19 protein-coding genes are annotated in these 21,147 nt (G+C 42.2%); 16 read left to right on the forward strand and 3 right to left on the reverse strand.

Annotated elements, in window-relative coordinates; all coding sequences use genetic code 11:
- From E1160_RS14750 to pcaF, 9 genes are all read left to right on the forward strand, one after another.
- Entirely contained in the window at positions 1-1,623 is a 1,623-nt protein-coding gene (locus E1160_RS14750) for a benzoate-CoA ligase family protein (protein WP_155156532.1), read from the forward strand.
- A gap of 96 nt (positions 1,624-1,719) precedes the next feature.
- Positions 1,720-2,856 carry an ABC transporter substrate-binding protein gene (locus E1160_RS14755; RefSeq protein WP_155156534.1) on the forward strand — a complete coding sequence of 379 codons (1,137 nt, stop codon included), beginning with the start codon at positions 1,720-1,722 and terminating at the stop codon, positions 2,854-2,856.
- 58 nt (positions 2,857-2,914) lie between these two features.
- The gene (locus tag E1160_RS14760; RefSeq protein WP_155156536.1) at positions 2,915-3,832 is read left to right on the forward strand and encodes a branched-chain amino acid ABC transporter permease; all 918 of its coding nucleotides are present in this window, start codon (positions 2,915-2,917) and stop codon (positions 3,830-3,832) included.
- A gap of 2 nt (positions 3,833-3,834) precedes the next feature.
- Positions 3,835-4,818: a branched-chain amino acid ABC transporter permease gene (locus tag E1160_RS14765; protein ID WP_155156538.1), complete on the forward strand. Its 984-nt coding sequence runs from the start codon at positions 3,835-3,837 to the stop codon at positions 4,816-4,818.
- A complete protein-coding gene (locus tag E1160_RS14770; RefSeq protein WP_155156540.1) occupies positions 4,811-5,569 on the forward strand; it encodes an ABC transporter ATP-binding protein in 759 nt (252 codons plus the stop codon). Before E1160_RS14765 ends, E1160_RS14770 begins: the two co-directional genes overlap by 8 nt.
- Positions 5,566-6,255: an ABC transporter ATP-binding protein gene (locus E1160_RS14775; protein ID WP_155156542.1), complete on the forward strand. Its 690-nt coding sequence runs from the start codon at positions 5,566-5,568 to the stop codon at positions 6,253-6,255. Before E1160_RS14770 ends, E1160_RS14775 begins: the two co-directional genes overlap by 4 nt.
- A 3-nt stretch (positions 6,256-6,258) precedes the next feature.
- A complete protein-coding gene (locus tag E1160_RS14780; RefSeq protein WP_155156544.1) occupies positions 6,259-6,675 on the forward strand; it encodes an acyl-CoA thioesterase in 417 nt (138 codons plus the stop codon).
- Entirely contained in the window at positions 6,665-7,060 is a 396-nt protein-coding gene (locus tag E1160_RS14785; protein WP_155156546.1) for a RidA family protein, read from the forward strand. Before E1160_RS14780 ends, E1160_RS14785 begins: the two co-directional genes overlap by 11 nt.
- Positions 7,061-7,088: 28 nt before the next feature.
- Positions 7,089-8,294, forward strand: a complete 1,206-nt coding sequence (pcaF, locus tag E1160_RS14790; protein ID WP_155156548.1) for a 3-oxoadipyl-CoA thiolase — start codon at positions 7,089-7,091, stop codon at positions 8,292-8,294.
- Positions 8,295-8,308: 14 nt separating this feature from the next.
- On the opposite strand, the gene E1160_RS14795 is transcribed toward pcaF, so the two are convergent.
- Positions 8,309-9,331, reverse strand: a complete 1,023-nt coding sequence (locus E1160_RS14795) for a helix-turn-helix domain-containing protein (protein WP_155156550.1) — start codon at positions 9,329-9,331, stop codon at positions 8,309-8,311.
- Between the two features lie 224 nt (positions 9,332-9,555).
- Here E1160_RS14795 and E1160_RS14800 point away from each other — a divergent pair, with 224 nt between their 5' ends.
- Genes E1160_RS14800 through E1160_RS14810 form a run of 3 tightly spaced genes read left to right on the forward strand, consistent with a single transcriptional unit; the run spans position 9,556 to position 13,855 of the window.
- Complete coding sequence (locus E1160_RS14800) at positions 9,556-11,286, forward strand: amidohydrolase (protein ID WP_155156553.1); 1,731 nt, start codon at positions 9,556-9,558, stop codon at positions 11,284-11,286.
- Positions 11,287-11,324: 38 nt separating this feature from the next.
- Positions 11,325-12,278: a CobW family GTP-binding protein gene (locus E1160_RS14805; RefSeq protein ID WP_155156555.1), complete on the forward strand. Its 954-nt coding sequence runs from the start codon at positions 11,325-11,327 to the stop codon at positions 12,276-12,278.
- Positions 12,275-13,855: a zinc-binding metallopeptidase family protein gene (locus E1160_RS14810; RefSeq protein ID WP_155156557.1), complete on the forward strand. Its 1,581-nt coding sequence runs from the start codon at positions 12,275-12,277 to the stop codon at positions 13,853-13,855. The genes E1160_RS14805 and E1160_RS14810 overlap by 4 nt, the downstream gene beginning before the upstream one ends.
- Before the next feature lie 29 nt (positions 13,856-13,884).
- On the opposite strand, the gene E1160_RS14815 is transcribed toward E1160_RS14810, so the two are convergent.
- On the reverse strand, positions 13,885-14,487 hold the full coding sequence (locus tag E1160_RS14815; protein ID WP_155156559.1) for a TetR/AcrR family transcriptional regulator: 603 nt from the start codon (positions 14,485-14,487) through the stop codon (positions 13,885-13,887).
- Between the two features lie 144 nt (positions 14,488-14,631).
- On the opposite strand from E1160_RS14815, the gene E1160_RS14820 reads away from it, so the two are divergent.
- The 4 genes from E1160_RS14820 to E1160_RS14835 are packed head-to-tail and all read left to right on the forward strand — an operon-like array spanning position 14,632 to position 19,996.
- Positions 14,632-14,844, forward strand: a complete 213-nt coding sequence (locus E1160_RS14820) for a hypothetical protein (RefSeq protein ID WP_155156561.1) — start codon at positions 14,632-14,634, stop codon at positions 14,842-14,844.
- Positions 14,845-14,854: 10 nt separating this feature from the next.
- On the forward strand, positions 14,855-15,763 hold the full coding sequence (locus tag E1160_RS14825; RefSeq protein ID WP_155156562.1) for a DUF7379 domain-containing protein: 909 nt from the start codon (positions 14,855-14,857) through the stop codon (positions 15,761-15,763).
- Between the two features lie 39 nt (positions 15,764-15,802).
- Positions 15,803-19,225 carry an acyl-[ACP]--phospholipid O-acyltransferase gene (locus tag E1160_RS14830; RefSeq protein ID WP_155156564.1) on the forward strand — a complete coding sequence of 1,141 codons (3,423 nt, stop codon included), beginning with the start codon at positions 15,803-15,805 and terminating at the stop codon, positions 19,223-19,225.
- Between the two features lie 9 nt (positions 19,226-19,234).
- On the forward strand, positions 19,235-19,996 hold the full coding sequence (locus E1160_RS14835; protein ID WP_155156566.1) for a ceramidase domain-containing protein: 762 nt from the start codon (positions 19,235-19,237) through the stop codon (positions 19,994-19,996).
- 150 nt (positions 19,997-20,146) lie between these two features.
- Here E1160_RS14835 and E1160_RS14840 read toward each other — a convergent pair whose 3' ends face one another.
- Positions 20,147-21,121: an alpha/beta hydrolase gene (locus E1160_RS14840; RefSeq protein WP_155156568.1), complete on the reverse strand. Its 975-nt coding sequence runs from the start codon at positions 21,119-21,121 to the stop codon at positions 20,147-20,149.
- Positions 21,122-21,147: the final 26 nt, after the last annotated feature.

Here is a 21,147-nt window from a genome sequence, read left to right on the forward strand (position 1 = left end):
ATGTTAGGCCCTACCACTCATATTGATACATTCACCCGTGATGGTCTACCGCCTATGGATCAATGGCCTGATTTCTTGTTGGATGGGTTCGAGTATCCTGATCATATCAATGTTGGCGTTGAGTTAACCGATGTCATGGTGGAGAAGGGATTCGGTGATCATATCGCCCTGATTGGAAATGGTCGAAAGCGCACGTATAAGGAGCTTTCAGATTGGACCAATAGGCTCGCGGGTGCGTTGGCGGAAGATTTCGGTGTAAGGCCTGGAAATCGTGTTTTGATACGTTCTGCCAATAATCCAGCAATGGTGGCATGTTGGTTGGCGGTCATGAAAGTTGGTGCAGTAGCGGTTAACACAATGCCCATGCTACGTGCAGATGAGTTAGGCAAAATCGTTGATAAGGCTAGGATTACTCATGCATTATGCGATACACGTTTAATGGATGAAATGGTAAGTTGTGCAGATAAAAGTGATTTTCTTCAAACGCTGGTAAGTTTTGATGGCACATCCAACCATGAAGGAGAGCTGGATCGCATGGCATTGCAAAAGGCTGTTACTTTCGATGCTGTGCCAACAGGGCGGGATGATGTTGCACTTTTGGGTTTTACTTCAGGTACAACAGGAGAGCCTAAGGCGACGATGCATTTCCATCGTGACTTACTGATTATAGCAGATGGATATGCGAAGGATGTTCTGGGCGTCACTTCGGATGACGTATTTGTTGGATCCCCGCCTTTGGCATTTACTTTTGGCCTTGGTGGATTAGCTATTTTCCCATTAAGGTTTGGGGCCACCGCCACGCTTCTTGAAAATGCATCTCCCCCCAATCTAATTGAAATTATTCAAGAATATAAAGCAACTGTATGCTTTACGGCACCAACAGCTTATCGTGTGATGTTGCAAGCGATGGAAGAAGGTGCAGATTTATCCAGCTTACGAGCAGCTGTTTCTGCAGGTGAAACATTGCCAGCTCCCATTTATGAAGAATGGCAGGCAAAAACAGGGAAGCCAATGTTGGACGGCATTGGGGCGACTGAGATGTTACATATCTTTTTGAGTAACCGTTTTGATGATCATCAGCCAGCTTGCACGGGAAAGCCTGTGAACGGATATGAGGCAAAAATTATTGATGATGAGGGTAACGAGATTACCGATGGATCAGTTGGTCGATTGGCAGTTCGTGGACCAACGGGATGTCGATATCTTTATGATGAAAGACAGTCAAAATATATCAAGGATGGATGGAATATCACAGGGGACAGTTTCTCTCGTGATGAAAATGGTTATTTTCATTTTGCTGCACGTAACGACGATATGATTGTTTCTTCAGGCTATAATATTTCTGGGCCGGAGGTTGAAGCAGCTTTGTTGTCTCATGAAGCTGTAGATGAATGTGCGGTTATTGGTACGCCGAGTGAGGAAAGAGGAATGATTGTGCAAGCTCATATTGTTTTAAATGATGGATTTAAAGCGTCTGAAGGGCTGACTAAATCTCTACAAGATCATGTGAAGGCGACAATTGCACCTTATAAATATCCACGTTCTGTTTGTTATCGTGATCAATTGCCGAAAACACCAACAGGGAAGATACAGCGTTTTTCCTTACGGCAAGAAACTAACTAGTTTAGGGATACAGATTCTAAAGGTTCGACATTCCAACGATTGAACTATACATAAAATTGATGTCAGAAACTAAATAAATTCTTCAGGGAGAAACCTATGAAATTAAAACATATTTTAATGGCGGCTTGTGCTGCGATGATTAGCACCAGTGTTCAGGCAGAAGATTTAAAAGTCGGCATGATTACAACACTTTCTGGCGGTGGAGCCGGATTAGGTATTGATGTACGTGATGGCTTTATGCTGGCGATTGAGCAATCTGGTCGTAATGATATTGAAGTGGTTATTGAAGATGACCAACGTAAACCAGATGTGGCGGTTCAACTTGCGGACAAGATGATTCAGTCTGAGAAAGTGGATGTGTTGACAGGCATTATCTGGTCAAACCTTGCTATGGCAGTTGTGCCGGCAGCGGTGGCACAGGATAAGTTCTATCTATCCCCAAATGCAGGGCCTTCCCCGTTAGCTGGTAAAGCATGCCATAAAAACTATTTCAATGTGGCTTGGCAGAATGACAATTTGCATGAGGCAGCGGGTGCGCATGCAAATGCAGCAGGCCATAAAAAAAGCTTTATTCTGGCGCCGAATTATCCGGCAGGTAAAGATGCCCTGACAGGGTTTAAACGTTTTTATTCAGGTGACCTTGCTGGTGAGGTTTATACCAAGTTAGGCCAAACTGATTATGCCAGTGAAATCGCACAGATCCGCGCGTCAGGTGCAGATAGTGTCTTTTTCTTTTTACCCGGTGGTATGGGGATTTCTTTCTTAAAACAATTTGCTGATAGTGGTGTTGATGTGCCTGTGGTTGGGCCGGCATTCAGTTTTGACCAAGGTATTTTACAAGCTGTGGGCGAAGCTGCACTTGGTGTGAAAAATACATCGCAATGGTCAAAAGACATTGATAATCCAACGAATGCGGCTTTTGTAGAAAGTTTTAAGGCCAAATATGGTCGTTTACCTTCTCTATACGCAAGTCAGGGATTTGATACGGCAAAACTTCTTATTTCTGCGATGGATAAAGCAAAAGTTACGGATCAAGATGCTTTCCGTGCTGCCTTGAAAGAAGCGGATTTTGCATCGACACGCGGTGATTTCTCATTTGGATCGAACCACCATCCAATTCAGGATATTTATGTTCGTGAGGTGATCAAAGAAGGTGATGTTTACACCAATCGTATTGTATCTGTTGGACTAGAGAACCACGCAGATGCATATGCATCCCAATGTAATCTATAAAAAAGAAACGCCCATCTTGCTTATGAAAAGCAGGGTGGGCAAATTTAAAGGGAAATCAATGTCTGCTATTCTTTTCATTGAACAGATGCTTAATGGCTTACAGTTCGGTGTTATGCTTTTTTTGATGGCGGCCGGTCTAACCTTGGTCTTTGGCGTGATGGGGTTAATTAATCTTGCTCATGGATCACTTTATATGATCGGGGCTTTTGCCGCTGCCGCAGTTGCAGCGGCCACAAATTCATTTTTATTCGCCCTTGCAGCGAGCCTTGCAGTTGCAGCGATCGCCGGAGTTCTGATTGAGGCTACGATTATTAGGAGGCTTTATAAACGAGATCACTTGGATCAAGTTTTAGCAACCTTTGCATTGATTTTGATTTTTTCTGAAGGAACACGCTGGATATTTGGATCCTTTCCTTTGTTCCTAGATCGTCCTGATTATTTAGCAGGTACAGTCGCATTGCCATTTGGTATTGAATATTCCTTGTATCGATTAACCTTGATTGGTGTCGGGCTTGCCATTGCTGTGGGCTTATATCTAGTGATTATGAAAACCCGAATTGGTATCCGTATTCGTGCAGGCGAAAATGATCGCGAGATGATAGGTGCGCTTGGGGTGGATATATCTATGCTCTATACATTGGTATTTGCACTGGGTGCTGCTTTAGCGGGTCTTGCTGGGGCGTTAATCGGTGCGATTCAATCTGTTCAAGTTGGGATGGGGGAGCCTGTGTTGATCTTGGCCTTTGTTGTGATTGTGATAGGCGGTATTGGGTCGATAAAGGGCGCGTTGATTGGGGCAATACTTGTGGGCTTAACAGATACATTAGGGCGATTTTTACTGCCTCAATTCTTTAGTCTATTTCTCGAAAATTCCACTGCGACCTCTGTAGGTGCTTCGTTAGCATCCATGTCTATTTATATTCTGATGGCGGCTGTTTTACTCATTCGTCCTAAAGGTCTGTTTGGCGGGGCGTAATTATGAAAAAAGAAATGTATTTAAATATCGGCTTAATGGCCTTGATGTTGGTGGTGCCATTGGTCGCGTGGGTTTCTGATGAACCCTTTTGGATTACACTTGCGACCCGGGCGGTTATTTTCGCAATTGCTGGTATTGGATTGAATTTTGCTCTTGGTTTCGGTGGCTTGGTGAGTTTTGGCCATGCTGCTTTCTTTGGTCTTGGTGGGTATGCGATGGGTATACTGGCCTATCATGCACAAACATATACACCCGTTTTTGAATGGCCTTTCCTTCTAGAGGGCTCCAAATCCATGTTGTTAATATGGCTTGTTGCAATCGTTGTAAGTGCATTAGCTGCCTTGGCGATTGGTGCGCTCAGTCTGCGCACCACCGGGGTGTATTTTATTATGATTACCCTCGCTTTTGGGCAGATGTTTTATTATTTTTCAATCTCTTGGTCGACCTATGGCGGGGAAGATGGATTGCCGATCTATGTGCGCAACGAGTTTCCCGGTTTAAACACGATGGATCCGATCCAGTATTTTGCGATATGTTATGTTGTGTTGACCCTGATTTTGATATTGGTTCATCGGATGTCCCAATCCTCATTTGGTATGATGTTGCAAGCTGCACGACAAAATGAAAAACGGGTGCAAGCTGTTGGACAAACGCCATATTCGCTTTACCTTGTTGCTTTTACTATTTCTGGTGCGATCACAGGCTTGGCCGGCGCATTATTTGCTGACTTAAATCGATTTGTAAGTCCAACTATGTTCAGTTGGCATGTGTCTGGTGAGATAATGATTTTTGTTATCCTTGGCGGTGTGGGGCGTGTCTTTGGCCCACTTGCCGGGGCCGCATTATATATTCTGCTTGAACATACCTTAGGTGGTTTAAGTGAATATTGGCATATCTATCTTGGTGCGCTTTTACTTGGTGTTGTGTTGTTCACGCGTGGTGGGATTTATGGCCTTTTTGCAGGGCGGGAGGTCGCCCATGACTAATAATCCAATTTTGGCAGTGCGCAGCTTAACGAAAAGCTTTGGCGGATTGGTTGCCAGCAAGAATATCAATATCGATCTATATGCAGGTGAAATACATGCCTTAATTGGGCCGAACGGGGCCGGTAAATCAACCTTGATCCAGCAAATTACAGGTGGTCTTACGTCTGATGAAGGGGAGGTGTATTTTGATGGTCAAGAGATTAGCAGTTTGAATACTGCCGCACGCACGCGCCTTGGCATGGGACGCACATTTCAAATTTCGTCGCTGGCGATGGAATATACTGTTCTTCAGAATGTTGTCTTGGGAGCTATAGGATTTCGGGGAAAGGTTTTCGATTTCTTTAATAACGCGATGAAAGACAGGGAATTAATTAATCGTGCTGAAACGGCGTTGGTTCAGGTGGGGCTTGAAGATTTTCGAACCTATCGTACATCCGATCTTTCACATGGGCAGCGTCGACAATTGGAAGTCGCGGTTGCCTTGACGCTGTCCCCGAAAGCTTTCTTAATGGATGAGCCGATGGCGGGCTTGGGGGCTGAAGGCTCTAAACGCCTCACCGGATTTCTTGATGAATTGCGTAAACAGGCACCGATTTTACTTATTGAACATGATATGGATGCCGTTTTCTCCCTAGCCGATCGAATTAGTGTATTGGTTTATGGTGAAATCATCGCGACAGGAAGTGTGGATGAAATACGTCAAAACCCGCAAGTTCGCAGCGCCTATCTAGGAGAGGAAGATACATTATGAGTCTTCTGAAACTTTCAAATATTTCAGCATTTTATAATCACTCACAAGCCTTGTTTGATGTACATTTGTCTGTGGAAGAAGGAGAAGTTCTTGCGTTGATGGGGCGCAACGGCATGGGTAAATCTACCACGATAAAAGTCATATGTGGATTATTGAGTAATCGTGGAGGTGTGCTGCAGTTTGGCGAAGATAATATTGTCGGAATGCCGGCTCATAAAATCGCCAGAAAAGGAGTTGGCTTAGTACCTGAAGGGCGTCGTTGTTTTGCTGACTTGACTGTTTTTGAGAATTTGATCGCAGCTGCACGTTCAGGTGAGTGGGACTTTGAAGCCGTGACTAAGTTATTTCCAAGGCTTGCGGAACGAAAAGACCAAGCTGCAGGAACACTTTCTGGCGGGGAACAACAAATGTTAGCCATTGGGCGTGCGCTAATGACAAATCCTAAGTTATTGTTATTAGATGAGGCAACAGAAGGTCTTGCCCCAGTTGTCCGGCAGGAAATTTGGTCGGCAATTGCCAAATTAAAATCGGAAACCGCAATGGCAATCATTGTTGTAGATAAATCTCTTAAGGAGCTTTCATTGGTTGCCGATAAAGCAGTAATTCTAGAAAAGGGTGTTTCCGTCTGGAGTGGGGATTATGGTAGTTTAACCTCTGATATTACGGATAAATATTTAGGAATTTAACCCATGTCTTTTACGTATCCGCAGAAAGTATTGTTCAAACATTGTGATCCGGCAGGGATCGTTTTTTATCCGCGGTATTTTGAGATGATAAATGATTGTGTCGAGACGTTTTTTGACGAAGTCCTTGTTGCACCTTTTTCAGAGATTCACCCTGATTCAGGTGTTCCTACAGCAGAAATTTCAACACGTTTCTTGGCGCCTAGTCGATTAGGAGATGATCTGAAATTGACGTTAGAAGTGATAAAAATTGGGGGGAGTTCCATGAGATTAAGTATAAGGGCTTCCTGCGACCAAGAAGTCAGGTTCGAAGCAAGTTCAACCTTGGTTTTTGTGAATGAAAAAGGCAAACCTCAAAAATGGCCAGAAACAATTAGAGCGAAAATTCATCTATTTATGGAGGATGGCGAAAATGAAGAATAAAATTATTCAACCGGATAACTGGGCGCCTGCAAAAGGGTATGCGAATGGTGTCCTGACCCCAGATGGTGAACTTTATGTTGGTGGGCAAATTGGTTGGGATGAAAATCAGGTTTTTCAATCTCATGATTTTATTGGTCAGATGGAACAAACCCTTTGCAACATTATGGCTGTTGTAGAAAAGGCTGGAGGCGCCGCGGAAGATATTGTTCGATTAACTTGGTATGTGACGGATAAGAAAGAATATCTCGCGCGCCAACGTGAAGTTGGAGAAACCTATCGTCGCGTGCTTGGACGCAATTTTCCTGCCATGACAATGGTCGTGGTTGCAGGTTTGGTTGAAGATGAAGCTCTATTGGAAATAGAAGCAACAGCGAAAATCCAGTAATATCAAGTTGTATGGTTAGGATGCGAAGATGACGGCTTTACGTGACGTATGGATATGCGATTACATTCGAACACCTTTTGGTCGATTTGGAGGGGGATTAGCATCTATACGTACCGATGATCTAGGGGCATTTCCAGTTAAGGCGCTGATAGAACGAAATTCGAAGTTGGATACCAACCAAATTGATGAAGTGATATACGGATGCGCTAATCAGGCGGGTGAAGATAATCGGAATGTAGCACGCATGGTTGCGTTATTAGCTGGCCTACCTGAAACAGTTCCGGGGACAACGATCAATCGGTTATGTGGTTCCGGTATGGATGCGATAGGGCAGGCGGCACGTGCCATAAAATGTGGTGAAGCAAGTCTTATTATTGCTGGTGGGGTTGAGTCTATGAGCCGCGCGCCTTTCGTGATGCCAAAGGCAGAAAGTGCGTATTCACGTCAAAGTGAAATTTATGATACCACAATCGGTTGGCGATTTGTGAATAAGAAAATACAGGGTTTATTCGGGACAGATAGCATGCCTGAAACGGCAGAGAATGTCGCCGAAGAATTTAACATTTCACGTGTGGATCAAGATGCATTTGCAACTCGATCCCAACAAAGAGCTGCAAGCGCAACAGCTTGGTTGAAAGATGAAATACTGCCAATCACTCTTCCTCAAAAAAGAGGCGGCCCTCTTATTGTGGATATGGATGAGCATCCACGCGCCAATACTACTTTGGAAAAACTCGCTAAACTTCCAACGCCATTTCGTGATGATGGTAGCGTAACAGCAGGTAATTCGTCTGGTGTGAATGATGGGGCAGCTGCGGTCATCTTGGCAACCAAAGAAGCTGCACTAACGAACGGGCTAAAGCCGATTGCCAAGATCACTGGGATGGCAACAGTGGGGATCGCGCCTCGCATTATGGGTTTCGGCCCTTCACCTGCGACTAAAAAACTTATGAAACAACTTAATCTTAAAATTGATGATTTTGATATAATTGAGTTGAACGAGGCTTTTGCAGCTCAAGTTTTGGCTGTAACACGTGATCTTGGTCTTGAAGATGATGCAAGCCATGTAAATCCTAATGGTGGGGCAATTGCTTTAGGTCATCCGCTTGGGGCTTCTGGCGCGCGACTTGTGGGAACTGCGTCTCGTATGTTGTCTGATGGTAAGGGCAAACGTGCTTTATGTACAATGTGTATTGGTGTAGGGCAGGGTATAGCACTTTCTCTAGAAGTTTGAAGTTATGTCGTTAGTTATGAAACCTTTTCGCGATATTGTTCCGGTGTAGTTTTATATTTTTTGGTAAATGCACGATAAAAACTTGGGGGATGCTCGTATCCCGTTAAATATGCAATTTCGTTAATGGATAATTTGGTGCCTAATAGATATTGTCTGGCAAGAGTCATTCGGGCTTTATAAAGAACATTGCGGAAGGTTGTATCGCATCTGGTCAACCGACGTCTAAATGTATGCTCGGGCATTCCAAAATATTCAGCTGTTTCTTTTATATTTGCATATGCCACATTTGCTGATTGTAACAAATACAGGCGCACGTCATCCACCAGATTATTTGCTTGCTGCATTAAAGGTAATGTAGCTAAGCTTTGCTCAAAGCAAAGTTTTGAAACAGCGCTGTTACTAGAGGAAAATGCTTTTTCATTAAATTCTATCGGGAAGGAATAAAGAGTATTTGGTTGATTAAAAAGAATCTGCCCGGGAAAAATTTCAGTATATATGTGGCTATAGGCAGGTTCTGGAAAGCTAAGATGGATTTTAATGTCAGGACAGCTCTTAATCTGTGGTAACCGTTGACAGGTCCATTTCCATGTACTGGTTAGCCATTCTTCAAAAAGCGCAATAGTTTGAAAATCATCAAGTGGGGAATTGCCCAGAGAAATTTCAACATGACCTTTGAATACATGTCTTTCTGTTTTAATCAAATGAGGTACAAGTGCCGATGAAAGTTCCCAAGAGCGTTCTAAATTAGCCGTGCTGACTAGCGCATATCCGACTAATCCCAGATCGAAAATATCATAACTATCTCCAAGCCTTAAGAAGAAACCTCGATCCCAGCAAGATGGGGCGATCAGCTGTAAGGTGCGATAATAAAGTTCGATCGTTACTTTTTGTTTTTCTGAATCGATATCCTCCCTATTCAACCCAAAAGATGCTAGTTGCTCATTGAGTGCTATGTCCGGGCAAAGATCATCCCAGCAGGAAAATAAGCGCTGGAAAAACTTAAGAGCCATATTTTGATTTTGGTTCAAATCAACCACGATTGAAATCCTCTATCACAACCACAGAAAGCAGTTTGTTATTAAAAGCTATTAATTTGTTATATAATGCTATTGAGAAGCGCAAGGCGGTATTTTAAGATTATAGGACGTGTGAAGAGGTATCTATCACCAACAATTTCTTAAATTCCCAAATGTTAAATTATCGCAGAAGAAGATTCGTATATTTAAGATTGGTTGCGTTCTTTGAATGGCAGGTATCACTTATGAAGAATATGCAGAACTTTTCATCCACAAATTGTCATCCTACGATGACAACGGCAGAGATACTTTTAAAGAACGGAAAAATATATACTGTGAATTCAGACCAGCCTTGGTGTGAAGCGGTGGCAATTTCATCCGGTATCTTCATTGGTACAGGGACGTATGAAGAATTAGAATCTCTTATTGATGAAAATACGCATATTATTGATCTTCAAGGTCAATTTGTGATGCCGGGCCTTTATGATATGCATACCCATCCGGATTTGGCTTTGGCCCCGGGATATGCAGGATATCTTGATATTGCAAAGGAAGACCCGACACCATCGGAAGTGAAAGATGCCATATTGCAATATGCATCGGAAAACGAAGAAAGATGGATTTATGGTCAGTATTTTGTGAAATATACTTTTAAACGTGAAGGTATTATTCCGGATCGATATTGGCTGGACAGTTTTATCAAAGACCGCCCTGTGGCAATTCATGATCGATCTTGGGGCTGTATCTTGGCAAATAGCATGGCTTTGGAGCTTGCCAATATCACCAAAGACACAAGAGATCCGGGAAATGGCTATATCGAACGAGATCCGTTGAGTGGAGAGCCAACAGGTATCTTAGTGGATGGTGCTTATTCACTCATTTATAAGGCGATGCCGCCAACGCCTTCTCATGCGTTGGAACGCGCTTATCGAGATGGTTTGAATTATCAGGCAAGTCGCGGCGTTGTGGGTACTAAATACGTACATGTATGTGAACATCGTCTTGATGCTTTAAAAGCGATTGATGAAGCAGGGCAAATGTCTGCCCGTGTTGAGGCAGCCATCAGTTGGCAAGACGATATTTTCCCTGTGAAACGCCGATGGGAACTTCTAGCCGGGGAAAGGCATTATTACCGAAGCAGTCGTTTGAATGCCAATGCGGTGAAGTTCCATTTTGATGGTACTCATGAATCCCGTTCATCTTATTTATCAACCGCTTGGCCGGGTGAAAATAAATGGCGTGGTGGCCTAAACCTAACTCCGGAACATATTACGGATATGCTAGTCGATTTGGATCGACGGGGCATTCGGGTGATTGCACATTGTACAGGGGATGGGGCGTCGGACTTGTTTTTAGACGCCGTGGCAGAGGCACGTCGGGTTAACGGGCCAAATGGCGTGCGTCATCAATGTGCACATTCAACGAACTTACTTGATGAGAATTTACCAAGATTTGCTGCATTGAATGTAACAGCTGAATTTTCACCGGTGGGTTGGTATCCATCGTCTTTTGCCAAAGCGCGCCAATCCGTTGGAGAAGAGCGTTGGCCGCGGATGTATAATTTCAAAGGTGTTTTAGATGCAGGCGGGATTGCGGTGATGGGAACTGATTGGCCCGTTTCTCATATCAATCCATGGGTCGGATTTGAAGCCATGATCACAAGGCAGAACCCTCTTATTGATAGTGACGAAGTCTTTAGTGGCGTTGCTGTTTCTATTGAAGAAGCTATTCGCATCATGACGTTGAATGGTGCTTACGCCATGGGAGTAGAGGAAAAAGCTGGTTCTATTGAAGTTGGAAAATCGGCTGATCTGATCGTTTTGGAACATAATCCATTTGAAATTGAGATACGTGGAAAACTTCATCAAACTCAAGTTCAGCTGACTATGCTGCAAGGTCAATGTACTTGGGATGAGATAGAGGTATTTACAGGTTCCGCAAATGAAGCCGTTTGGAAAGAGCGACCAAACTTTTAGCACTAGGCTATGTTTGACAGGATAAGACTGGAAAGAATATGAAAGTAACCCCAGTACCAGTTTGTGTGATTAGTGGTTTTTTAGGCGCAGGTAAAACCACATTGCTGAACAATATATTGAATGGTGATCATGGCTTAAACATCACGGTTTTAGTCAATGATTTTGGGGCAATTGATATTGATAGTCAGCTTCTGGCAAAGCAAGAAGGGAACACGATCAGCCTTAAAAATGGCTGCATCTGCTGTAGTTTACAAAATGATCTGGTGTTTGAACTTCAGGCACTCCTATCTAATCCTGATGGTCCACCTGAATATATTGTGATTGAGGCAAGTGGGGTGTCCGATCCATCTAAGATTATCAGTGCATTGAAATACCCCCAAATACGTGATGTGTTTCAGATTGATTCAGTTGTTACATTAATTGATGTGCAAACCATTCAAGATTTGGAAGGGGATGTGAAACATCTTGCAATGTCTCAACTGGATACTGCTGATATTATTGTCATGAATAAGGTTGCGGATGTTTCAAAGGCTGATCTTCAACGTATACATGACGACTGGCTTTACCCATCTGCGCGCGTGATTGAAACGAATTATTCCGACGTTCCGTTGGATATTCTGTTTTCCCTTTCAGGTCGGAGCAAAGCATTGATGGATTCCTCAAACCTTAAACATGAACATTCCCATAAGGGGTTGTTTCATACGTGGCATTGGAAAAGTGATCAGCAAATAGATGTAACAAAGCTTCGCAGTGCCATCATGAAGCTTCCCAAAGATATTTACCGTGCAAAAGGTGTTTTCTTTTCAGATGCATATCCAGATGAAAGGGTGGTGTTACAGGTGGTCGGGGCGCGACAGGAATGGTCCAAGGATCAATATCAAAACCAAGATCGGCAAAGTCAATTGGTCATGATTTCAATGAAAAAAGAAGTCGATATGTCGGCCATTCAAGAACAGTTGGATGATTGTGTTCTGGGAAGTATCGCAAAATGAAGAATATAAAAAATGAAATCTTGGCATGGGTTGACGATAACGCATCAGATTTATCGAATTGGCATCAAACTATCTTCAATTATGGGGAAACAGCGTGGCGTGAATATAAGTCCTGCGCTTGGTATGTGAACCGTTTAAGAGAAGAAGGTTTTGAAGTTGAAGAAGGCAGTGGTGGCATGCCGACTGCATTTTGTGCGATTTGGGGAAATGGAGATGGCCCCACAATCGGCAGCTACGCAGAATATGATGCTGTACCCGGGAATTGCCAAGCTGCAGATACTGTGCAACGAGCGAGAGATAATTTAAGTGAACATGCAGGCGGTCATACGGACCCTCATTCAGCGCTGGGTATTAGTAGTCTTGGTGGTTTGTTAGCGGCCAAAAAAATGATGGAACAGCATAATATTCCGGGTACTTTGAAATATTTTGGTGAACCTGCTGAAAAGGTGCGTGGTTCCAAACCAATTCATGCGGCCAATGGTTATTATGATGATTTGGATGCAGCAATCAGTTTCCATCCATTTTATATGTTGCCTTTATCCAATACGACACGATGGAATACCCATTGTGGCGCGGCCTATGCCATGATTTATACTTTTGAATGTAAAGAGCCGGAAGCCTGGTTATCGCAAAGTGATGAGGCGGCTTCTCCAATTGCGGCTTCTCATACATCTGCACGGGCACCGGGCGCAAATGATGCGCTGATGCAGATGTATAGTACCTCCAAACTCTTAAAAGAATCTATGGTGGCTGCAGGTACGGGATGGTCCATGAATGAATGCATCTTAACAGCAGGACAGGCAACAGCAGATAATCTGCCAGCACAAATTGCCCAAATTCAATATATTATGCGGGTACCTGATCTTGAAATGGCGGAAACGGTTACACGCGTGTTGGATCAAAATGCGGCGGCAGCGGCTCAAATTTCACATTGTAGTTGGAAAAAAGATTGGGTTTGTAAATCCCGGCCCGGCCTTCCTAATCATGTGATGGCACAATTAACTTATGATAATCTGGAATTTGTAGGTGCCCCAAAGTTTAATGAAGGAAAAGCAGCTGTAAAGAAAGCGCAGGAAATCCAACGTAATCTTGGCTTGGATGAAATGGATGCCCCATTCATGACGGAATGTGAAGAATTGATTTCGCCACAAGACGCTGAGCGTGAATTAAGAAAGCAATTACCTGAATGGCAAAAGAATTTCACTTCAGATGACTATACGGAATATTGCTGGCATGCCCCAACGGTGCGGTTATATATCGCGCGTCCAACCTTGAAAACGCCTGATAACGGAAAGAAATATCCTGCTTGGGTAATGAATGCACTGGGCGGGATTCCTGAAACGATAGACCCGATGATTTTATGTGCCAGTAAGACAATTGGAAACACAATCATTGATCTGTTAACCAAACCAGAGGTTTTGGCAAAAGCGAAAGAAGAGTTTGAGGAACGCACAGGTGGTATTGGCGGTGAAAATTGGATTGCACCGCAATGTGACTATCCGTCGCCTCATAATTTCCGTTGGCCGGAATATATTGAGACAGAACGTGGTCTTGAATGGTGGATACCTAAAAATTAGTCGAGTTTGAATAGTAAAACTTTAAACATTTATTTGAATTGTTGAAGCCCGGCGATATAGTTGGTGACTAATGAGTTGCTCAATTCTATCGCGGGGTCTTTTGTCATGATTTTTAGCTTATCGGCTGTTGCCAAAGAACAGATGCCGTGAAGAGAGCTCCATAACACGCGCGCCGCCTTTTTAATTTCTTCTTCAGATATAGTTGTTTTTAGAGGGGCGAGGGCCGCCTCAACAATATTTAAAAGTAGGTCAATTTTCTTGTTATACCAATCAGGTAAGGTCTCACCTTTGGGTAGGCTATGTTCAAAAAGTGCATTCCACAAATTTAGATTTTGAAACGTGAAGTCTATATAGCTATGCGATAATTTTTTGATATCGCTTTCCACATTTCCACTAAACACAATTGTGGTCAGATTATTGTGAAGTGCATCAAGCGTGGTGGCATTTAAGTGAATGATTAAGTCATCTACATTGTTAAAAAGATTGTATATGGTTCCCACGGCATAGCCCATTTTTGTTGCCACTTTTCGAACAGTAAGAGCTTTTGTTCCTTCTTCGATAATCAGACTGCGTGCTGCTTGAATCGCCATCTGCAATAATTCTTCGCGGCTATGGTCATATCTTCGCGCCATGATTTAATCCTAAACTTATCATTGTATTCCTAGAAAAATAGCGGGGATGGCCCTTAAAATCAAATTAATTGAACAATGATCATTGACAATTGAACATCGTTCATATAACTCTAAATGAGCGGTGTTCAATTAAGGAGATTGGTTATGACTTATGAAACTCAAAACTTGAATATGAAACAGTTGATCAAAATTGTTGTGGTTGCTTTGACTGCACTATCTGTATCAGGCTTCCTGATTGGGCATATGATTGGCACAATCTGGGCGATCAATATTAGTGGAATGGAGCAAGCGCTATTTAGTTTTGTTGAATTGTTTGAAGCAGAAACGATACAACAACTTGCTTTGGCTAGTGATTAAGGGGAAGGATATGCGCCTTAATAAGCAAAGAAGATTTCTTGGTGGATTGGCAGTGATTATTATTTGTATGACATCTGTCATTGCGGGCGCAAAGGAAAGTTTATTTGTTCCGACGCTTGGAGGAAAGCAAATTTGGTCTGATGTCCAGATTCAAAATGACTGGCGCCTTCAAGAAAACGTTTTAACAGGTCATCACCGTCTTTTGGATGAAAATGATAGGCGTGTCACTTGGGGAAGTTTGCAAGAATGCCAACAGGTTCTGGCTAAATCTTTTGATAAAGACGAAGTGTCACATTTGGTGATTTTTGTACATGGTATTTTACGTTCTGCAGGATCATTTGCATTTCTGGAAAAACAATTGCGTCAAGCAGGCTATAAAACAACTGCCATTAGCTATGCTAGTACGCGTCTGACCATTGAAGAACATGCAGAAAATTTAAACATTCTTCTGGATCAACTTGGAAATGTAGAAAAAGTCTCCTTTGTGTCCCATTCCATGGGTGGTTTGGTTCTGAGGCAAGCTTTAGGAACACGGGACTTAGATGAGGACGTGTTTGAAATAGGGAACGTGGTTATGATCGCCCCGCCTAATCAAGGCTCACAAATTGCTGATGAGCTGAAGGGGAATTTATTTTACCAATTAGTATATGGTGTTTCAGGGCAGCAATTGACATCAGATACTGCATCCAATTTTCCGTTGTTAACCATGCCTGTCGGTATCATTGCAGGAGTCTCTTCAAGCGATGAGGGTTATAATCTTTTTGTAAAAGGTAATGATGACATGGTAGTTTCATTGGAAGAAGCACATCTAGAAGGGGTAGATGACTTTCTTCTGATCAACGGACTGCATTCCACATTATTATATCAAGAAGCGACGGCTTCAGCTGTAAAGCAATTCTTGAAAAATACGAAATTTTAGAAACAGGCCGAGGGTATATCTGGTCTTTGGAGATAAAAAATGGGTGATGGCAATTTCAATATTCTGGGTAGTAAGAGGTTTTTACCTCTGTTTTTGACCCAGTTTTTAGGGGCAATGAATGATAATGTTTTCAAGAATGCTCTGGTGATTTTGATTGTTTATAAACTGGCAGACCAAGCCGGACTAGATGGTCAGTTGATGATCACTGTGGCTGCTGGGATTTTTATTCTGCCGTTTTTCTTATTTTCCGCTTTGGCCGGGCAAATTGCAGATAAGTTTGAAAAATCACGGCTCATTTCATTTATCAAATTTGCCGAGATACTGATCATGATATCCGGTGCATATGGAATCTTTTCAGGACAGCCATATTTTCTACTATTTGTACTATTTTTAATGGGATTACAGTCAACTTTCTTTGGACCTGTGAAATATTCTATTTTGCCGGATCATTTGAAAGAAGACGAGTTGCTTGGCGGTAATGCCTTAATTGAGGCGGGTACTTTTCTTGCGATTTTGATAGGTACGATCTTCGGTGGGTTATACATTTTAGGCGAAAACGGCGCCTCGGTCATTTCTGTTGCGATTGTTGGCTTCGCTATTCTTGGATGGTTGACCAGTTTACCTATTCCAAAAACCAATATTGCGGATCCTGATTTAAAAATTAACCTCAATTTCCTAGGACAATCCTTCAAAACGATCGCGCTTGCACATGAAAGAAAAGATGTTTTTTTATCTATTATGGGGATTTCCTGGTTTTGGCTTGTTGGTGCAACATTCTTGGCGCAATTTCCTAACCTTGCCAAAGGATATTTAGGCGCAAATGAAGAAGTTGTGACTCTATTCTTGGCAGTTTTTTCGATTGGAATCGCTATTGGGTCCATGATTTGTCACAAGCTATTAAAAGGCGAAATTTCAGCACAATATGTCCCGCTTGGTGCTGTTGGAATGTCAATCTTCATTGTGGATCTTTATTTCGCAGTTAGTGGATACCAACCGAGTATTGGACCAGATTTTATTGGTGCCTATGAGTTTATTGGCACTCTCGCCGCCATTCGTATCATTGCAGATTTGGTTGCGATTGCAACTTGTGCAGGACTGTTTATCGTGCCGCTCTATGCGATTATGCAAAATAGAAGTTCTGAACAACAAAGATCCCGTATTGTTGCAGCCAATAACATTTTGAACGCAGCATTTATGGTGGTGGGTGCCTTGGCAGCGACTGTGATGTTGGCTGTTGATCTATCTGTCATCGATGTATTCTTAATTGTGGGATTACTAAATGCCGTTGTGGCCGTTTATGTATGTGGCTTATTGCCCGATGCTATTGTGAAGATGACTCTGAAAGCGGTTTTAAAGTTATGCTTTAAAGTAGAAGTTAAAGGGTTAGATCACTATAAATCCCTTGATGAAAAGGCGGTAATTGTTGTTAATCATGTCTCTTTCCTAGATGCCGTACTATTAGCGGTTTTCTTACCGCGTAAGCCTACTTTTGCTGTCGATAGTCATGTGGCTAAAAGCTGGTGGATTCAGCCTTTCTTGAAGATTGTGGATGCCTATCCAATGGATCCGACAAACCCGATGGCAATTAAATCCTTGATTAAGGCGGTAGATGAGGGGCGGCATTGTGTGATTTTCCCTGAAGGGCGTATTACCACTACTGGCGCATTGATGAAGATTTATGAAGGGCCCGGATTGATTGCGGATAAGGCAAACACACCCATGGTGCCAATCCGGATTGATGGTGCACAATATACAATTTTCTCACGTCTTAAAGGCACTGTGCGTCGTCGTCTCTTCCCGAAAATCACAATTACGATTCAGGAGCCTCGTAATTTTGAGATTCCGGCCGATATTTTTGGGCGCGAACGCCGTCAAATGGCTAGTCAGAAATTATATGATGTAATGACCAATCTGATTTTCGAGACACAGAATGACCAACAGACGCTTTTTGAAGCTTTGTTAGACACAAAGGCCATTCATGGTGCCTCTAGTTTGGCGGCTGAGGATATTGAACGTAAACCCTTATCCTATAAGAAACTTGTTTTAGGAAGTTTAGTTTTAGGACGGAAACTTAAGTCTTTCCTCTCAAAAGGTGAAATTACAGGTGTGCTGTTACCAAATAGTGTTGGCGCCTCTGTGGTTTTCTTTGCCTTGCAAGCCTTTGGTAATGTGCCGGCTATGTTGAATTTCTCTACAGGTTCTGCAAATTTAGTGTCTGCTTGCCAAACAGGTAAGATTAAGAAGGTTTTGACTTCTAGAAGGTTTATTGAACTGGGTAAGCTGGAAGATTTAGTCGATGCAATTTCTGAACATACAGAATTGGTATATTTGGAAGATATAAAACAGAAGATTAACTTCCTAGACAAAATTGTTGGTTTACTATCCCTTCCATTTGCAGGTGAAATTCATAAGGCTAAAGAGATTTCTTCGGAAGATCCGGCTGTTGTCTTATTCACATCTGGTTCGGAAGGCGTGCCGAAAGGAGTGGTTCTGAGCCATCAAAACTTACTGTCTAATAGATTTCAGTTAGCTGCATGTGTGGATTTTAATCCAAAGGACATTGTATTTAATGCCTTGCCAATTTTCCATTCATTTGGATTAACGGGCGGGATGTTGTTACCTATTCTGTCTGGTATCAAAACGTTCTTATATCCTTCTCCATTACATTATCGGATTGTACCTGCGCTTGTATATGATAGTAATGCGACGATTATGTTTGGTACGGATACTTTCTTGACCGGATATGCTAAAGTTGCACATCCATATGATTTCTATGCCGTGAGATATGTTTTTGCAGGGGCAGAAAAAGTCAAAGATGAAACGCGTAGAATTTGGTCTGAGAAATTCGGCTTACGTATCCTTGAAGGCTATGGTGCAACAGAAACCTCACCTGTTCTTTCTACGAATACCGCCATGCATTTCAAGGCCGGAACTGTTGGTCGTTTAATGCCGGGATTGAAGGCAGAGCTGGAACCAGTACCGGGTATTGAGGAAGGTGGAAAGCTGATCGTTTCAGGCCCAAATGTGATGAAAGGATATATGTTTGCTGATAAACCGGGTGAAATCCTGCCACCTTTGAATGGGCGATATGATACAGGTGACATTGTAGATATTGATGCTGAAGGTTTTGTAACCATTAAAGGACGCGCTAAGCGATTTGCCAAGATTGCAGGCGAAATGGTCTCATTGGGTGCCGTGGAAACCTTTATTGCCAAAAACTGGCCTGATCAAATGCATGCTATAGTTACAATACCTGATCCCAAGAAAGGGGAAGCTTTAGTCTTGGTGACAGAAAATGCCGAACTTGAAAGAAAAGCTTTATCAGAAGCAGCCAAATTAGAAGGTATGGTAGAATTAATGATCCCGAAACAAATTCTGACAGTTGATCAGTTGCCAGTATTAGGTACGGGCAAGACGGATTATGTGAGCATTCAAAAGCTGGTTGACCAAGAATTAAGTTAAGTGAACGTGATGTTTAAAAAGGAAGTTATACTTATATTCTGGATACCATTGCTTTTCTTTATTTCACTCAAAGCGATGACCTATCCCATTGCACAAGATATCTCGTATCATAACTTTGCGGATCAAAGGAATATGTTGGGCATTGATCATTTTTTGAATGTCTTAAGTAATATCTTCTTCTTGATAATCGGGGTGTTGGGGAGTTTTAAATCCCTGCAAATGGAGGGTGAATATATAAAATATAGGCTTGTAGCCCTGATATTTTTTATTGGTGTTGGATTGGTTGCGTTAGGGTCGGGATATTATCATCTTGACCCTAACAATATGACTTTAGTCTGGGACCGTCTGCCTATGACTATCGCATTTATGGCGTTTTTCTCAATGGTGGTTATTGATCGGATTGATGCCCGAATAGGTCAGAAAGTTGTTCTGCCAATTTCTCTCCTACTTGGAGCGCTAAGTATTTTGTATTGGGTCATCACCGAAAATATGGGCGTTGGAGACTTGCGCGCCTATGCCTTTATACAATTCTTTCCGGTTATTCTCATTGGATTGATTTGCTGGATGTATCGTCAGGCAAAGATCATGAAAGTTAGTATGCTTAGCTATGTTTTCTTATGGTATGCAATTGCAAAAATTCTGGAACATTTCGATTTGCAATTTTATCAACTGACTTTCGGGCTCGTTAGTGGGCATAGTCTGAAACATGTTGCAGCAGCCATCGCAACTTGGATTGTCTATCGGTCGATACGACACGTATTTCCACAATAAAATAGAGGTATCAGTAAAGCTATGTCTAAATGATACAAGTCGTTTGTTGATTTGAAATTCGGGATTTCAACGTGTTATTTGCATAGACATTATACTAGTGTCAGCCAAAATTTGTGATACTAATAATTACTATTAATAAGTTGCACCAAATTAGTTTCTTACTTCATAGGGTTCAATGGCAAAGCGAAGTGCGTCATAAAAGGCAGGGGCATTGGCAATTGCATGTTCCAAACCGCCATAAATTTTAAACTCAACATCAATTCTCCCCTCTGTGGAAAAAAGCATATCTTGTAATTCATTTACATTACTGACCATGCGATTTTCTTTGAGCCATTTTCTCCGGAAATCTGCATTTTTGCTATATTTCTCAGACCAACCTGTAAGTTCTTCTTCTTCACCTCCGACTGTTAGTCTTAAAGGTACTTTAGAGTTTGTAGATGCAAGGGTGTTATGAAAGTCAATAATGTCATTGATGATCTGACGTTTGTTGAACCATAGAGATGGGCTTGCAGCTGCGAAACGTTCAAAATGTTCTGTCTTACTATGAAGCGCATGTAAGGTAAGTAGACCGCCTAAAGAATGGCCATATAGAGTTTCTGCTGATGTATCGACATTATATCGACTTTCAACGAAGGGTTTGATGTCTTGGATTAGGATATCAAGGAAGTCGTCACCGCCACCTATATTCGACCACTTTTTACCATTTGGACGTTTGGGTAAATCATAGTGATCTGCGTAAGGTGTAAGATCTTTTAGACGTCTCTCGAATGCTTTTTTAAGATCACCATATCCGATCGATACCACGATTGGTGGCTTTAGATCGGACCGTCTAGCCATTCTAGAGACCAGAGAGGTTAAAGTCGTCATCATCCCGAGCGATAAATCTGCATCAAATGCATAAACGACAGGATAAGTCCTAGACGTATCGTAACTTTCCGGCCTTATGATATAAAGCTTTAATGGTATGTCCAGTTGATCAGGATGAATTTCATATTCATTCACATGTTTAAGATATATTTTTGTGCTGTTGGCATTGTTATCAGCATATGCATGATTTGGTCCGAATGTTATGATTATGCATAGAGTTATTAATCCCCAAATGTGCAATTTTAATGGGTTTTTCATATTCGCATATTCTCTTTATTGAAATT

It is taken from the genome of Curvivirga aplysinae (assembly GCF_009711445.1).
GTDB classification, from domain to species: Bacteria; Pseudomonadota; Alphaproteobacteria; order UBA8366; family Aestuariispiraceae; genus Curvivirga; species Curvivirga aplysinae.

Coding starts and splice junctions, on each gene's coding strand:
- E1160_RS14750 (WP_155156532.1), top strand. CDS start 1: ATGTTAGGCCCTACCACTCATATTGATACATTCACCCGTGATGGTCTA.
- E1160_RS14755 (WP_155156534.1), top strand. CDS start 1,720: ATGAAATTAAAACATATTTTAATGGCGGCTTGTGCTGCGATGATTAGC.
- E1160_RS14760 (WP_155156536.1), top strand. CDS start 2,915: ATGTCTGCTATTCTTTTCATTGAACAGATGCTTAATGGCTTACAGTTC.
- E1160_RS14765 (WP_155156538.1), top strand. CDS start 3,835: ATGAAAAAAGAAATGTATTTAAATATCGGCTTAATGGCCTTGATGTTG.
- E1160_RS14770 (WP_155156540.1), top strand. CDS start 4,811: ATGACTAATAATCCAATTTTGGCAGTGCGCAGCTTAACGAAAAGCTTT.
- E1160_RS14775 (WP_155156542.1), top strand. CDS start 5,566: ATGAGTCTTCTGAAACTTTCAAATATTTCAGCATTTTATAATCACTCA.
- E1160_RS14780 (WP_155156544.1), top strand. CDS start 6,259: ATGTCTTTTACGTATCCGCAGAAAGTATTGTTCAAACATTGTGATCCG.
- E1160_RS14785 (WP_155156546.1), top strand. CDS start 6,665: ATGAAGAATAAAATTATTCAACCGGATAACTGGGCGCCTGCAAAAGGG.
- pcaF (WP_155156548.1), top strand. CDS start 7,089: ATGACGGCTTTACGTGACGTATGGATATGCGATTACATTCGAACACCT.
- E1160_RS14800 (WP_155156553.1), top strand. CDS start 9,556: ATGAAGAATATGCAGAACTTTTCATCCACAAATTGTCATCCTACGATG.
- E1160_RS14805 (WP_155156555.1), top strand. CDS start 11,325: ATGAAAGTAACCCCAGTACCAGTTTGTGTGATTAGTGGTTTTTTAGGC.
- E1160_RS14810 (WP_155156557.1), top strand. CDS start 12,275: ATGAAGAATATAAAAAATGAAATCTTGGCATGGGTTGACGATAACGCA.
- E1160_RS14815 (WP_155156559.1), bottom strand. CDS start 14,487: ATGGCGCGAAGATATGACCATAGCCGCGAAGAATTATTGCAGATGGCG.
- E1160_RS14820 (WP_155156561.1), top strand. CDS start 14,632: ATGACTTATGAAACTCAAAACTTGAATATGAAACAGTTGATCAAAATT.
- E1160_RS14825 (WP_155156562.1), top strand. CDS start 14,855: ATGCGCCTTAATAAGCAAAGAAGATTTCTTGGTGGATTGGCAGTGATT.
- E1160_RS14830 (WP_155156564.1), top strand. CDS start 15,803: ATGGGTGATGGCAATTTCAATATTCTGGGTAGTAAGAGGTTTTTACCT.
- E1160_RS14835 (WP_155156566.1), top strand. CDS start 19,235: ATGTTTAAAAAGGAAGTTATACTTATATTCTGGATACCATTGCTTTTC.
- E1160_RS14840 (WP_155156568.1), bottom strand. CDS start 21,121: ATGAAAAACCCATTAAAATTGCACATTTGGGGATTAATAACTCTATGC.